Below are 15,104 nucleotides of genomic sequence, written 5' to 3' on the forward strand. Positions count from 1 at the left end.
ATCGTGGGAGGATAGGTTGAGCAAGAACCGTGCGCGGTTCTTGCCTGACGGAGTTTTGCGGCAAGGACCGATCGATTCACTGCAGCGTCAGCGTATGCGAGCGCCGCGACAGTCGCGCCGCTCTGCATCTTTGCTCTCCTCCTGAGCGTCGGAGGGTTGGTGCCCGGTGTCTTGATTGGGTGACCGGCCTTTATCGCTACACGAGTCGCGGCCAACAATTTGGACTTGTGCACGAAACGCCCTTGGGAGCAAATTCGACCGATGAACAAGGCGCCAACCGCGGCTGACGAATTGTTCAACGCGATCTGCCAGCGCGTTCCCGATGCGATGGAGAAGCACAAGGTGCCCGGCGTCGCGCTCGGGATCACCTGCGACGGCGCCGAGTTCATGCGCGGCTTCGGTGTCACCAACGCTGCACATCCGCTGCCGGTCAACGAGCGCACGCTCTTTCAGATCGGATCGATCACCAAGACCTTCACCGCGACCGCCGCGATGCGCCTGGTCGAGGCCGGCACTGCGCGACGAGATCTCTCAGGATGTCGTTTATCAGCAGCTGGCCGTTTATCTGATTGGTCGTGATCGCGATCGCGAAATTGCGCTCCGGCAACAGCGTCAGATTCGAGATCTGTCCGTAAGTGTCGCCCCCGTGGAAAACGCGGCGCGGACCTACAGCGCCGCGCTAAGCGACCTGGAAGTCAAGCTCGAAGGCGGCAAGCTCACGGTTCAGGCCCGTTCCAAAGGCGGCTTTCCCAAGTCGGATGTTCGGCCGCCCAATAATCAACCGCCGCCCTTCCAGATTGATTTCGTGGAGGCCGATCGGTTCGCGATCTCCGAGCAACCATTGAGGCAAGCGGTGGGAGAGTTCCTGCGTGACCGCAACGGCGCGATCGAATGGATGCACTGGGGCGGGCGCATTCACGCTCGTAAGAAGAGCAGCTAACGGTAAATAGTCGCCCTCTCCGAAATCTTCAGGACACGCCGCAAGGAGTTATCTCGCTGACCTCACGCTGGATGAAACCGTTCTTTAGGCAATCCCCTGGGCAACAGCGCCGCTCCCTTTTCTCCGGAGAAGAACCGAGAGACTATTGTCGCGACTTCATCGAGGGCCGGCAGGAATGCGTGCATATCAGTAGCCGTCATTCCACGCTGGATCGGATGGAAGTAGGAAACGTCCTCGGGAGTAAGCTCTACTGAGGCAATACCATTTAAGCGAGCGGAAATCACCGGAACGACGTCATCTCCGGGTCCCTTCGTGGCGTTGTCAAAATCATACCAGCACTCTGGCTTGGCGCTCACTTGAACCTGGATTGGGACCGCGTCCGGTTTGTTCCCAAATATTATTAACTGGTCATCCGCGAGAATCTTGAATGCGGGGTCGGTCGGAAGCGGCAAACTAATCAGGACCTTTTTCGCAGCCGTGAGATGCAATTGCTGGACATCGAACCCACTATTGTTAGGGTCTGGTTCTACAGTGTTTTTTTGCCAATTAGTTTCATCAAAAACGTCAATCGCATCCGCTCCACGAACGACTGCGTTTGGAAACAGCGGCAGCAGTTCATAGACGGAAGGAAACGTGCGCGCCAGCTTGCGCATCTCCTTGCGCCCGCCAAACCAGCTCACTTCTCCACTAATAAGTGCGACTGCCGCGTCGAGAGAGCCAAGATGAGGTGTGGCAATGAATACGATGCGGCCGATCGGCGGCGGAGTCTTCGCTCCGGAATTTTGCCAGGCTTCGAGGAAGGCCCTCAACACCAAACCGCCCATGCTATGAACGGCAAAATCGAAAAGATGATCCCATCCTTTTATCGACGACATCGTCTTTTGCTGAAGCCGCTTGACAAAGACCACCAGGTCTTCGGCGCTTTGCGCGATTGAATATCGCCAATCATAGGGAAAGACATAGGCGGGGGTATTCAGCCGCCCCTGGAGCGCACTAGCCAATGGTGCATATGCAATCTCCAGGAGTTGCGAGGATCTCGTGACTACCAAGTCGCTGAAATCGGCTTGAGCGCGATCATCGAGCGCCAGGCTCTTGAAATCAGGCGGAGTGAACTTCTCGCCGACGATCGTCAGAGTCGACCAGGTGGTTTGAGGCGCAATCGGATAGGTATTCTGAAGCGCGGTTCCCTGGATGCCTGGAACGATTATACAGGGTCTAGTCAGAGGCACGATTCACTCCTCCCTGAAAGTGCAGCACTGGCTTTCTCTCGAACACCGCATGCATATCCGATTGCCCCCTGAATAGCTATTCGGCCGACCTCTTCAAGATGTGCCGAGCGCGCAACTGCTTAAAGTTCCTGCACTTGAAGATTTTCGCGGATGAGCGCAGATCTACTTACCGATCGGTTAATTTCGTCGATATCGCCGGGGAGACACTGCTATGAGCGACGAGAAGCTCAACGAGATTGTTGTCGAACGCAACCTGATCATTCCGCTCAGCGATGGCGCAGAGCTGGGCGCCGATCTTTATCGCCCTGCCGGCGAGGGAAAGTTTCCGGCGCTGCTCTCCTTCTATCCTTATCACAAGGACGATTTTATCGGCGCGATGAACGAGGCGCCGCGGCGCTATTTCGCGGCGCGCGGCTATGCGCATCTGCTGATCGATTTTCGCGGGCTTGGCGGATCGAGCGGCGTCGCCTGGGATGCGATGGAGCGCGGCGAGGGCCGCGACGGTGCCGAAGCCGTCGAATGGATCGCGCGTCAGCCGTGGTGCGACGGCAACGTCGGGATGTGGGGTCTCTCGTACGGAGGAATCAGCTCGCTCAAGGTCGGCGCCGAGAATCCGCCGCATCTCAAAGCAATCGCGCCGCTCCAGGGCAGCGTCGATATCTATCACGACATCCTGGTGCCCGGCGGATGCCGCAACATGCTGGGCGCGTACGGCGCGTGGGGCTCGATGATGCTCGCGATGAACCTGATGCCGCCCACCAACGCCGACGCCGACGGCCGCTGGTACAAAGTCTGGCGCGAGCGTCTCGAAGCCAGCACGCCATACATCTTCAACTGGGACGCGCATCCGTATCATGACGAATACTGGGACGCGAAAGTCGTCGATCCCGCGCGCATCAAAGTGCCGACTTTTCTAATCGGCGGCTGGCGGGACATCTTTCCCGACGGCATGCCCGCGATCTATCCGCGCCTCGGCGGCCCGAAGAAGCTGCTGATGGGCCCCTGGATGCATACGCTTCCCGACCTCGCCCCGTCCGAGCCGATCGATTACCTGCCAGAGCTCAAACGATGGTTCGATCACTGGCTGCGCGGCGAGAAGAACGGCATCGAGAGCGAGCCACCCGTGACGATCTTCGTGCAGCAGGGCGACAAGTGGCGCCACGAGCGCGAATGGCCGCTGGCACGCGCGAAATCGCGAACGCTTCATCTCGCTCACGGCGGCAAACTCGCTGACTCCGCCGATCGCGAGGAAGGCAGTGAGAGCTACGTCGCGAATCCCACGGTCGGCACGAGCGCGGGTCTTTGGGATCCAATCGGCCTCGGTGTCGGGATGCCGACCGATCAAAATGACGACGAGCATCTTTCGCTCGTCTATACATCCGAGCCGCTCGGCGCCGATGCCGAGATAACCGGCGCGGGGCAGGCCACTATTCACGCCGAGCTGAAAGAGGGCGATGAGGCGACGCTGGTAGCGAAGCTGTGCGATGTCGATCCCGACGGCGGTTCGACGCTTATCACCAGCGGATGGCTCCGCGCGACGTGCCGCGAGACCTACGCGCGACGCGCCAAGCTCGAGCGCGGCGAGGTCTATGAATTCAAGATTCCGCTGTGGGCGACGTCGTATCGAGTCGCGCACGGGCATCGTATCCGCCTCGTGATCGCGTGCGCCGACTTCCCGCGGATTTGGCCGACCAAGAGCAATCCCGAGATTCGACTCTTCTTCGGCGGCAAGCGCGGCTCCACGCTCAGCCTCCCGATCGTCGAGCGCGGAGGTGCGGCTGACGGCCCGCGCGTTCGATCGATCCCGCCCGCGGCGCTGCCGAATCCACGCACTCCGATCTGGAAAATCGAGCGCGACATGGTGAGCGGCGCTGTCACCGTGACCACCGGCCAGAACGTCGCTGTGCCTCTGCCGCAAGGCGGAGTGCTGCACGTCGATCACGCTGCCAGCGCGCGCGTCAGCGCGAACCGCCCCGACGAGGCTGTCGTGCGCGGCGACACTTCGTTCAGCGCCAACCTGCCCGTCATCGGCAATTTCGCGGTGAAGACGCAGAGCTGGGTCACGCAACACGGCATGCTGCTGAGCGGGCGCGTGACGATCGATGATCGCGTCGTATTCGACAAGCGGTGGGAGAAGTAGCTCGCGCCGGCACCCAAGCCGAATACTCCGTTACGCGGGTCACACCTCAGCAGGCGTGGCTGCCGTTACATTGATTGTCGCCGATTGGTTTCGAGTGATTCTGACAGGCTTGCTCGCCGTTGCATGAATTGTTGCCGATCGACGCGCTGTTGTTATCGCAGGCTAACTCGCCATTGCAGGAATTGCTGCCCACGCGCGCAGAGCGGGAGAGACATGACGCAAAGCCACGACAGGAATCGTCGCCGATCGGAGCCGTGTTATGCTTGCATGCAACGCTGCCTTGGCAGGAATCCGATCCAATCTTTGCTTGGTTCTCGTCACAGGCGGAGTTCCCGTTTTTGCACGAATTGTCGCCAATCTGAGCGACGTTATCGATACATGCAGTATCGCCCTGGCAGGAATTGGTCCCAATTTTTGCGCTGTTCCTGGTGCAGGCGTCGAGTCCGTCTTTGCATGAATTGTCTCCGACGGCAGCATTGTTCTGCTCGCAGGCAGATACTTCTCGGCAGGAATTTTTTCCTATAGGTCCGTCGTTCTCGGAGCAGCTTTCGAAACCCACGCAGGAGCCGTCGCCAACTCGCCCTTGATTTCCTCCACACGCGAGCACGTCGTTACAGGCGTTTTGTCCAATGGTTCCGCGATTTCCAAGGCAGGCATTGATTCCCTGGCAGCTGCTGGCGGGAACTTGCGCCCAGCTGCCAGAGACCGCAATGAGTATCGTTGTGACCAGAATGGCAGCACCAAGTGACAGCGCGCCGTTTTGCCGCTTAGCCATGACTCCGTCCTATCCTCCAAGCATCGCGATACAACTACCAGTGAGCTTTCAACGCAAGCCCTGAGTCAAACTTCGGGGCCAGCAGATGAATCGCAAACGCTTCCAATTTGAACGCAGCAGTACAGATCGCGAGTGAAGTTGGCATAGAATCGGTACTTCTCGAGCGCGAGCCACCCTATGCCTTTCCGCTTCTATCGCCGCGTCCACGTTCTGCCCGGTGTTTCTATAAATGTTTCGAAGTCGGGACCATCGCTGAGCGTCGGGATGCGCGGCGCTCACTTGACGCTCGGTCGAAATGGCGTTTCGCGCACCGTCGGCATCCCCGGCACCGGCATCTACTACACCAGCCGCGCCGGCACGCACACTGGCGCGCATTATCACGGCGGCAGCGGCGCCGGCATCGGCTGGATGATTGCCGCTGTCGTGATCGCAGCGCTCGCGCTGCTGACGCATTCGCACAGCGGCAGATGAGACCGCATCGCGCTGACTCCCCGCTCTATCGTGACATCGTGATGCTTTGCTAACCTCGCGCGCCGGATGGGAGACTGCGCGTGAGCATCGAGGCCAAACAGCCCTCGCAGCGGCGGCTGCTGATCGCAGGCGTCGCGGGCAATATTCTGGAATGGTACGACTTTTCGATCTACGGCTTTTTTGCGCTCGCGATCGGGCAGCACTTCTTCCCTTCGCATAGCCGCTCGACTGAGCTTATCGACGCGTACGGCGCGTTCGCGGCGGGCTTCCTGATGCGCCCGGTCGGCGCGCTTGTCTTCGGCCGAATCGGCGATCGCCTGGGGCGCCATCATGCGTTGATGCTCTCGGTGCTCGCGATGGCGCTGCCAACTTTCGCGATCGGCCTTCTTCCGACCTACCAGCAAATCGGAATCACGGCGACGATCCTGATGGTCGTGCTGCGGCTCATCCAGGGACTTTCGGTGGGCGGCGAGTACACGACCTCGGTCGTCTTTATGGTCGAGCGATGCCATAGCTCGCGCCGCGGACTGGTCGGTGCGTTCGGCACCTCGGGCGCGTTCGCCGGCGTGATGCTGGGATCCGCCGTCGGCACTGCCGTCGCCTGGACGATGCCGCAGGCCGCGTTGATGGCATGGGGATGGCGCGTGCCGTTTCTGCTTGGGATCTCGATCGGAGTTGCGGGCTATTTCATTCGCCGAGAAATCAGCGACGCCGGCCAGCCCGCGCGCGCCGAACCGCCGCCGCTGGGCGAATTAATTCGCGGCCAGTGGCGGCGAATCTTCCAGGTCTCGGGCTTCAAGGTGCTCGACGCGGTCGGTTTCTACCTGATGTTCGTGTACTCGACGACGTATCTTTCCGAGATCGTCGGCTTCAGCAAACGGCGCGCGATGGCGATCAACACGATTGGAATGGCGGCGGCGCTTATCATACTGCCGATCGCAGGCGCGCTATCCGATCGCGTCGGTCGCAAGCCGGTGCTGCTCGTCTCGGCGGCGATGATCGCAATCTTCGCGTGGCCGCTCTTCAACCTGCTCTGGCATCCCGCATTTCGCATCCCGCTGTCTGGTCAAATTGGCTTCGCGATGCTGATCGGGCTGTTCGACGGCGTATCTCCTGCGACCGCTGCCGAGGCGTTCCCGTCGAACGTGCGATGCAGCGGCGTTGCGCTGAGCCATAATCTCGTGATGGCGCTGCTCGGCGGAACGGCGCCGCTGGTTGCGACCTATTTGATAGATCGCACCAACAGCGAGATGGCGCCGACGGTTTATCTTATCTGCGCGGCGATCGTTTCAGTGTTTTTCGTTCTGACGATGCGCGAGACGGCGCAGCTGCCGCTGGCCGATTAGACATCGAGGGCGATAAGAGGGCTTCGCCATCTCAAAATCGCTTCGTTGAGCTCTGTTTTTCAGGTCTTGTCGTAGAGTTTTGCTCCTGATAGAACTCCCGTCGCATCGTATTAGCGGCCAGAACGATCTGAATTAGGCGTAATCGCACTAAGACGAGACGATTACGGGGGAAAAAATGAATAACCGTCGCGGTCTCGCGGCAGCGTTGTTTCTTGCCGGCAGTATCGGAGTCAGTGCCGGCATCGCAATCGGCGCAGGCGGGTTTCCGGGCTTTCCAAGTGCACCGCTCGGCCCACAGGCCCCTGGCTCACCGCAAGCGCCCGCGGGTATCACTTTCGGATTTTCTGGCGGCGGCTCTGGGTTTCCGTCGCGTCCGAGCCTTCCGGGTTCTCCCGGGATGGGAAGCGCACCAATCGTCCCGGGCTTAGGCACCTTTCCAACCTCTCCCTCAGTTCCGGGGACTCTAGGTGCACCCAACGCACCCGGTGTGCCGTTGTCGCCAGCAGGCTTGAGTCAGGTCGCCCCGAGCCATCCAAGCTATCTGGAGATACCGGGTGGCCCGGCGGCGCCATTACCGCCGAGTGGCCCCACCGGTCCGTCGGCTCCTGGACAGCCGGGAACTCCGACAGATCCTGAAGCTCTCCCGATTCCAACTGGACCTGCTGGGCCGAGCGCACCTGGATTCCCGGGCGCGCCCGACAGTCCGCCAGCTCCGAGCGGCCCGATGGCTCCTGCTGGTCCGGCGGCTCCTGGTGGTCCGCTAGCTCCTACCGGTCCGGCGGCTCCTGGTGGCCCGATAGCTCCTACTGGTCCGGCGGCTCCCGGCGGCCCGCTGGCTCCTACTGGTCCGGCAGCTCCCGGCGGCCCGCTAGCTCCTACTGGTCCGGCGGCTCCCGGCGGCCCGCTAGCTCCTACTTGTCCGGCGGCTCCCGGCGGCCCGCTAGCTCCTAGTGGTCCGGCAGCCCCGGGCGGGCCTTCGAACCCCAGCAACCCAACTACACCGACGCTTCCTAGTATTCCTTAGCGTCAACGCCAACTTATCCCAGTCTGAGAATCGGCCCCGTCGAATCTGACGGGGCCGATTTTTTTGATACTTCGAGCATTCCCTTGACGGCGCTCGACATGGTGGGCATGCTTTTGCGCGAGTAGCCTCGCTCGCGATGAATCCGCCGCGCACACGACCGCATCCGCTAAACCACATCACGATTGTGCTTGCCGCCGCGATGTTCCTCGCGATGCAGTTGATCGGCGGAGCGCATTTCCATTCGCCGCCGGAGATAAATCACTTTGCGTCGGCGAGCCAGGCATCGTCGGCCGATCAGTGCCCGATCTGTTTGCATCATTCGAACTCGACACCGGCACTCGGGAGCGCGTTGCCATTCGCCGTGCCGCTTTGCCTGGTAGCGGCGCTAAAGCTCGATCCGCAGCGCACGGTAGCGCTCGAGATTCGCTTCGCTCTTTTCGGTCGGGCTCCGCCCGCGACAGTCTGATTTCCCGCTTCAGCTTCGTTGCTTGATTTTCGGCGCGAGCCCGTATGGCGCGCCGGCGGCACTCGTTGAGTGCCGCGGAGGTTTCCATGACGAGGAGAATCAGATGTCGAAGTTTCTACTGGCGAGCGCACTCTTGCTCATACTTGCGCTCGTACACACTTCAACCGTCACCGCGGCCCAGAAGAAACCGCGCACGATGGTGACGAGAACGATTAAAGGCACAATCAAAGATGCGCTCGGCAGACCGATCGAAGGAGCTTCGGTCGTGCTGCAGAGCAATACCGGCAAGCAGGTAGCCACCGTCACGAGCGCAAAAGACGGTGCATTTACAATCAGCGCGCATCCCGGCGTTTACGCGATCGTCGTCACCAAGGAGTCATTCAAGTCCGCGACCCAGATCGTCACGGTCAGCCGTGCGGGCGCCAAGCCGGTCGAGATCTCGCTCGCGTCGCAAGCTGCGCTCAGCCTCGCGGTCGTCGCGCGCAAGCTCGATCGGGCGCGCAACAGCCTCTCACCGACGACAGGAGGCAGCAAGTACACTTTCGATCAGAAAGCGCTCCAGGAATTGCCGCAGGGCAATAACACTCCGCTCAACCAGGTGCTGCTCCAGGCTCCGGGCGTGGTGCAGGATTCTTACGGCCAGCTCCACGTGCGCGGCGATCACGCCAACCTGCAATATCGCGTCAACGGCATCCTGCTGCCCGAGGGCGTGACCGGCTTCGGCCAGGTGATCACGCCGCGCTTTGCGCAAAATATCAGTCTGCTCACCGGTGCATTGCCGGCGCAGTACGGACTTCGCACGGCCGGGATCGTCGATATCAGAACCAAGGATGGCCTGCTCGATCCTGTCGGCGACGTAGAAATGTATGGCGGCCAGCGCGGGACTACGCAGCCGAGCTTCGAATGGGGCGGCTCGAAGGGCGACTTCAGCTACTTCATGACGGGGCAGTATTTCGGCAGCGATCGCGGCCTCGAGCCTCCCTCGTCGGGGCCGACCGCGATCCATGACACGACCAATCAGGGCGCCGGCTTCGGATACTTCTCGTACTTTATCAATCCTACGACGCGGCTCAGCCTGATGACGGGAACCGCGATCAATCATTTCCAGATTCCCGCCAATCCCGATCAGCCGCAGGTCTTCGATCTGGCCGGCGTGCCGACTTATCCGTCGGGCAAGGTTCGCGAGAACCAGACCGAGCAGAACTACTTCGCGGTGCTCGCGCTGCAAGGCGAAGTCGGTCCCGACATCGATTATCAACTTGCGCCGTTCACGCGGTATTCGAATGTGTCATTCAATCCCGACTATGTCGGCGATCTGATTTACAACGGCGACGCATCGAAGGTCTTCCGCAGCGACTGGGCGAGCGGCTTCCAGCTCGATACCGCCTACCATGGTATCGCGCATCATACGTTTCGTCTCGGCGGATCATTCTGGGGCGAGCGCGCCGAGATCGACAATCATGCAGCGGTGTTCAAAACCAACTCGGCCGGAATGCAAATACCTCCTTTCCTTCCTATCAGCATTACCGATGATACCGCTCTAACCAGTTGGTATTATAGCGGATATATCCAGGACGAATGGAAACCGTGGGAGCCGCTAACCGTCAACTATGGCGTACGCTTCGATCTGTACGACGGACTAGTGCGCGCCGATCAGGCGAGCCCGCGCATCGGCTTCGTATACACGCCATGGAAGCATACCGCCTTTCACGGCGCATACGCGCGCTACTTCACACCGCCGCCGACCGAGCTGGTGTCGGTTAATTCAATTCAGGCCTTTCAGAACACGACCGGAGCTCCGCCGAGCAATGGCAACGGCACGCCCACGGTTCAGCGCGATCATTACTTCGACGCCGGCGTTGATCAGGAAATACTGTCCGGGTTGAACGTCGGGATTGACTCGTACTATCGGAAATCGAGCGAGCTTATCGACGAAGGTCAATTCGGCCCGGCGCTGATTTTCGAGACCTTTAACTATCACAAGGGGCGGAACTGGGGTGTCGAGGCCACGAGCTCATATACGCACAAGAACGCAACTGTATATGGCAACTTCACCTACAGCGTCGGCCAGGGCACGCAGGTGGATTCGGGTCAGTTCAATTTCGCCCCTGACGAACTCTCGTATATCAACGGCCACTACGTGTTTCTCGATCACGATCAGACGTTCGCCGCGTCATGGGGCGCCTCATATACGTGGCATGGCTACCTTGCCTCGGTCGACGGAATCTATGGCAGCGGCTTGCGCAGCGGTTTCGCCAATACGGGAAACTTGCCCTACTACGTACAGCTAAACGCCGGCATTTCCAAGAGAGTAGAGGCCGGGCGCGCGGGCGCTTTCGTCTTTCGCGGCACGTGGGAGAATTTCAACGATCACATTTACCTGATCCGCAACGGGACCGGGATTGGTGTCTTCGCCAATCAATACGGTCCCCGAAGCGCGGTTTATGGGGGAATTAAATGGGAAATACCCGGATTGAACCCGAAGCCATCCGGTTCCTGAAGGTACTGACTAATCATGAGTGAACTGAGTAATGCTTTCGATGCGCTGCGCTACGGCGGTGCGATGGTGTATCCGCTGCTCGCGCTCGGCGTGCTCGCGCTGGTTATCATTTTCGATCGCGCGGCGCTCTTCTATCGATGCCTGCGGTTGCCCACATCGCTGCTCAAGATAGTCGAGTCGTGGGACTTCTCCTGGGACACATTGGAACGCGAGCTGTCCGCATTAGGATCGCGCAACGCCTACGCCCGCTTCTTCCGCGTCATCCTCGAGAACCGCTCCCATCCAGCGTGGTGGGTCGAGTCGCGCGCCGCTGACGAGGCCGGCGAAATCGAAAAAACCCTCGGCCGCGGCTTGTGGGTGCTCGAAACCATCGTCACCGCGGCGCCGCTGATGGGTCTGCTCGGCACCATCACCGGCATGATGCAGGCCTTCAAAGTGATCGGCGGCTCGAACCTGGTGGCGCCGACCCAGGTCACGGCGGGTGTCGCGCAGGCATTGATCGCGACGGCACTCGGTCTTCTAATCGCCCTGTTCGCGCTCTTCGCCTTCAACCTTTTCTCGCGCACCCAGGCCCGCGCGCTCGATTTAATGGAACGCCTCGGCACTCGGCTCAGCGACCACATCCGTCTCGATCAGGAAGGAAGCGCCCCCGAGCTGCAAGCGCCGCCGGTAGCTCGCGCACTCGAGGCCGCGCGATGAAACTCCGCCGCGGACGCGAATTTCGTCACGGGCGCATCGAGATCATCCCGATGATCGACGTGATGTTCTTTTTGCTCGTGACTTTCATGCTCGCGTCGCTGTCGATGCAAAGTCTCAATTCACTGCCAGTCAACCTGCCGCGCGGCAGCGCCGAAAGCTTCGTCAAGCAGGAACCGACGACGCTGACGATCACCAAGGAGGGCAAGGTATTCATCGACCAGACCGAAACTCCAGTTGAGCAGGTCGCGGCTCATCTGAAACCGCTTTTGATCGCGAGAAACACCCACGAAGTTGCCGTCGCCGCAGACAAAGGCGCGCTCGAAGGCGTTGTCGTCGAGGCGATGCTGGCGGCGCGGCAGGCGGGCGCCGATCGCTTCCTCATCGCCGTCCATCAACAATGAGTGTGCATTCATTACCGCGGCCGCCGCTGGACGATCCGCAGAAGCGTCTCCTCTGGATCGTTCCCGCGGCGCTCATCGTGTGGCTCTTCATGCTCAGTGGCTTCGCTCTCCTGCTCGGAGAGCGCAGCGCGCCGCAAACGACCACGCTCGAAGCGCAGATCATCGAGTTGCCGCCGCCCCCGCCTCCGGTTGCGGTGGGTTTGCAGGGCAACGGCAAACCGGCAGCTGCTGCGATTCCGAAGCCCGCCATACCGCATCACGCACCGGCGCACCACAAAGCGGTTTCCGCGCGTCCTACTATCGCGACACCGAAAGTGGCGCTGCCGCCCGAGCCTTCAGCATCGGCCGGAGCCGGCGCCGCATCTGGGCCTGCGAATCCGCCTGAAGGAGCGGGCGTTGGCTCTGAAAGCACTTCGCCGGAAGAAGGCGAAGGCGGCTCCGGCAGTGGCCTTGGTCCCGGCAACGATTCCTCCGGCGCGCGCGCGATCGCCGCGCCTACACCAGTCATTCCGGATGACTTGCGCGAGGACGCGCTCGAAGCGGTGGCAGTTGCGCGCTTTACAATATCTTCCGATGGAAGCGTAAAAGTTGCGCTGATCAGACCGACCAACAACCCCCGCATAAACGAGCTGCTGCTCGACACGCTGGCGAAATGGCAGTTCTTTCCGGCCGTGCGCAATGGAGAACCGATCGACTCAACCGTCGATATTCGGATTCCGATCTCAGTGCACTAGCAACTATGACGATATAAATTCGCGGACCACGCGATCGAAATGTTCGGGCTCATCATGATGCGTCCCGTGGCCCGCGTTCTCGAAGCGCTCGAGCCGCGCGAGGCCGGCCGGAATTGCGCGCGCGATATCCTCCGAGCTTTCAATTGGCGTTATCGGATCCTGCTCGCCGGCCGTGATCAAGGTCGGGCACTTGATACGTGCGAGATGCGGCAGCAGGTCGAAGGTCCGAATCTCACCTTTGAAGAAGTACTCAGTCAGCTCAAAATTCTGCACCGAACGTTGCATCCAACCCGCGCTGCGGGGCCGCTGATTGTAAAGCGGAAGACATTTTTCGATGTAGGCGGCCATCTTGTCTGGCGAAGGATCCTCGAAGAAGCGCTCGGCGACATCGCGTGCGTCCTTGCCGCCCAGGCGTTCGAATACTTTGATCGATCGATCCGGACGAATCTTTGCTGAAGTGCTGGCGAGGATGAGTTTGGCTGGATGCCCGGGATGGCGCGCCGCGTACGACATCGCGACCATTCCACCAAACGATTCGCCCATCACGATCGGCCGCTCGATCTCGAGCGCGTTGCAGAAGGCTTGCAGATCGTCGCCCCACTGATCGAGGTTCCATTTTTCGGCCGAGCTGCGGTCGCTGCGTCCGTTGCCGCGATGATCGATATAAACGATCTGCACGATATCAGCGAGGCCGGACAGGTCGGGCTTGAACACCGAATGATCGAAACCGGGGCCGCCGTGGAGCAGGATCAACGTCGGCACCTCGCGCATCGTCTGACCGTCGGGCCGCAGCTTCGCGCCCTCGACATCGAAGAACATCCGGACATCGCCAACCTGCACACGCATCGTCAGATCTCCCGTTCAACATTTAGTTTTCTGATAGCCTGAAACGTTCTCGCGTGCGATAGTTGGCAGTCGCGTCGAACTAACCCGGGAGGATCGTTTTCTTGCTCAGGAAAATCGTGATCGCGCTCGCCGCTTGCTTCGCTTTGATTTTTGCCGGCCGCTGCGCGAGTGCCGGCGGTGCTCCGGCCAACGCAGCGACCGACTTCACCGATTTTTTCACCGCCGCGCTCAGCAAACTCAAACTAGCCCCGATAGCACCTCTCAACCCGATCCAGCGTATCCTGACTACCGGTCAGCTCAACTCGATCGGAATCGACTACACGCCTGAATCGCGATGCAGCGACAACAACTGGTCGACCTCGACTCCCGCTGCATGCAATCCGCAGCTGTCCTTTTCATGTCAGCCCGGGAATCCGCTCAGCACTTGTCCTACCTCGTGCCAGGCTTGTTACAACAGTGACCTGGCGAACCTGCAAACTTCACTCAGCGTCTCGACTATTACTTCTTATCAGCCGAACTACTACATCCTGAACGCCGCGCAAGGTCTCAAAATCAAGATCCTGCAGGGACTATTCAACGACGCGATACCCAGTCTGGCCGCGTCGGATTCGGCGACAAACTGCAGCTATGCGGGCGCCGCGTTCCCGCTCTGCGGTTCCAAGTATGCCGCCGCGCTCCTCGATGGCGCGTGCGGCCCCGATACGCCGTGGAACCCCAACACATTCTGCACCGCGGGAGCCTATGTCGAGCCGCTCAACTCTTCGATTGGGGGCGTTCCAGCATTCATAAACGACGGGACGATCGTCGCGATTCAGCTTGGCAACGAGGCCATCGGTACGACTGCCAATGGCCAGGTCATAACGGCCGCGATGATCAGCCAGGCAGCGCAGACCCTGCGCTCGGTGCTCAACGCCCGCGGCCTCAGTTCGATTCCGATCGTTGTGTCGCTTGTGCTCGGCCAGGAGCAGACCTTCTGCGTAAACGGTGCGCCGCCCGCCGGCGTCGATCTCATCGCGTCGCATCCGTACTGCAACTTCGTCGCGAGCGTGCCGCCGAGCTGGCCGATGAACGGTGCGCAATGCTGGTCGCAGGTGCAAACGCTCTTCTCAACGGTATCTGAGAAGTATTGCGGGGCAACTCATACCTTCATCGGCGAGACTGGTTACAACACCGGATGCCCGAACAATCCCGCGGTGCCGCCTTCGAACATCGCCAACGAGCAGACCTTTATATCGGACCTGAAGAGCTCGACCTGCGCGACGACGTCGCTTTCGGGATTTCCAACGTTTCTATTTGCCTACTCAGACGTATGCCCCGCCGGAGGATGCCTCGCAGGATGCGCCGGGTCAGGCTTCACCGGCGGCAACGGCTATTTCGGGATCTTCTATACGCAGGACTACATGACCGAGGGACCTGCGGTCGCGAAGTTCACGCCGCCCTCGCTCATGTGCCCGAGTCTATTGAAGCTGCCGGGCCTGTGATCAGCGCGAGCGCAACTTGGCGAGCAGGCGCAGGATTTCGAGATACAGCCAT

14 protein-coding genes are annotated in these 15,104 nt (G+C 60.5%); 11 read left to right on the plus strand and 3 right to left on the minus strand.

Annotated elements, in window-relative coordinates:
• Positions 1-261 precede the first annotated feature (261 nt).
• Positions 262-579, plus strand: a complete 318-nt coding sequence (locus VMA09_18515) for a serine hydrolase domain-containing protein (protein ID HUA35610.1) — start codon at positions 262-264, stop codon at positions 577-579.
• 67 nt (positions 580-646) lie between these two features.
• Entirely contained in the window at positions 647-940 is a 294-nt protein-coding gene (locus VMA09_18520; protein HUA35611.1) for a hypothetical protein, read from the plus strand.
• Between the two features lie 62 nt (positions 941-1,002).
• Here the strand turns inward: VMA09_18520 and VMA09_18525 are convergent, their stop codons facing one another.
• A complete protein-coding gene (locus VMA09_18525) occupies positions 1,003-2,169 on the minus strand; it encodes a hypothetical protein (protein ID HUA35612.1) in 1,167 nt (388 codons plus the stop codon).
• Positions 2,170-2,380: 211 nt separating this feature from the next.
• Here VMA09_18525 and VMA09_18530 point away from each other — a divergent pair, with 211 nt between their 5' ends.
• Positions 2,381-4,309, plus strand: coding sequence for a CocE/NonD family hydrolase (locus VMA09_18530; protein ID HUA35613.1), 1,929 nt, complete (start codon positions 2,381-2,383; stop codon positions 4,307-4,309).
• Positions 4,310-4,355: 46 nt separating this feature from the next.
• Here VMA09_18530 and VMA09_18535 read toward each other — a convergent pair whose 3' ends face one another.
• Entirely contained in the window at positions 4,356-5,084 is a 729-nt protein-coding gene (locus tag VMA09_18535) for a hypothetical protein (GenBank protein ID HUA35614.1), read from the minus strand.
• Positions 5,085-5,261: 177 nt separating this feature from the next.
• Here VMA09_18535 and VMA09_18540 point away from each other — a divergent pair, with 177 nt between their 5' ends.
• The 7 genes from VMA09_18540 to VMA09_18570 all read left to right on the plus strand — a co-directional run bounded on the left by VMA09_18540 (position 5,262) and on the right by VMA09_18570 (position 12,725).
• Entirely contained in the window at positions 5,262-5,555 is a 294-nt protein-coding gene (locus VMA09_18540; protein ID HUA35615.1) for a DUF4236 domain-containing protein, read from the plus strand.
• A gap of 80 nt (positions 5,556-5,635) precedes the next feature.
• On the plus strand, positions 5,636-6,901 hold the full coding sequence (locus VMA09_18545; GenBank protein HUA35616.1) for an MFS transporter: 1,266 nt from the start codon (positions 5,636-5,638) through the stop codon (positions 6,899-6,901).
• Between the two features lie 1,160 nt (positions 6,902-8,061).
• Positions 8,062-8,391, plus strand: a complete 330-nt coding sequence (locus VMA09_18550; GenBank protein HUA35617.1) for a hypothetical protein — start codon at positions 8,062-8,064, stop codon at positions 8,389-8,391.
• 103 nt (positions 8,392-8,494) lie between these two features.
• On the plus strand, positions 8,495-10,891 hold the full coding sequence (locus tag VMA09_18555; GenBank protein ID HUA35618.1) for a TonB-dependent receptor: 2,397 nt from the start codon (positions 8,495-8,497) through the stop codon (positions 10,889-10,891).
• A gap of 15 nt (positions 10,892-10,906) precedes the next feature.
• Positions 10,907-11,590, plus strand: a complete 684-nt coding sequence (locus tag VMA09_18560; protein HUA35619.1) for a MotA/TolQ/ExbB proton channel family protein — start codon at positions 10,907-10,909, stop codon at positions 11,588-11,590.
• Positions 11,587-11,991 carry a biopolymer transporter ExbD gene (locus VMA09_18565; GenBank protein ID HUA35620.1) on the plus strand — a complete coding sequence of 135 codons (405 nt, stop codon included), beginning with the start codon at positions 11,587-11,589 and terminating at the stop codon, positions 11,989-11,991. The genes VMA09_18560 and VMA09_18565 overlap by 4 nt, the downstream gene beginning before the upstream one ends.
• Entirely contained in the window at positions 11,988-12,725 is a 738-nt protein-coding gene (locus VMA09_18570) for an energy transducer TonB (GenBank protein HUA35621.1), read from the plus strand. Before VMA09_18565 ends, VMA09_18570 begins: the two co-directional genes overlap by 4 nt.
• A 3-nt stretch (positions 12,726-12,728) precedes the next feature.
• Here the strand turns inward: VMA09_18570 and VMA09_18575 are convergent, their stop codons facing one another.
• Complete coding sequence (locus VMA09_18575; GenBank protein HUA35622.1) at positions 12,729-13,571, minus strand: alpha/beta hydrolase; 843 nt, start codon at positions 13,569-13,571, stop codon at positions 12,729-12,731.
• A gap of 101 nt (positions 13,572-13,672) precedes the next feature.
• Between VMA09_18575 and VMA09_18580 the strand changes: the two genes are divergently transcribed.
• Positions 13,673-15,052, plus strand: a complete 1,380-nt coding sequence (locus VMA09_18580) for a hypothetical protein (GenBank protein ID HUA35623.1) — start codon at positions 13,673-13,675, stop codon at positions 15,050-15,052.
• Positions 15,053-15,104 lie beyond the last annotated feature (52 nt).

The organism is Candidatus Binataceae bacterium (assembly GCA_035508495.1).
In the GTDB taxonomy this organism is placed as follows: Bacteria; Desulfobacterota; Binatia; order Binatales; family Binataceae; genus JASHPB01.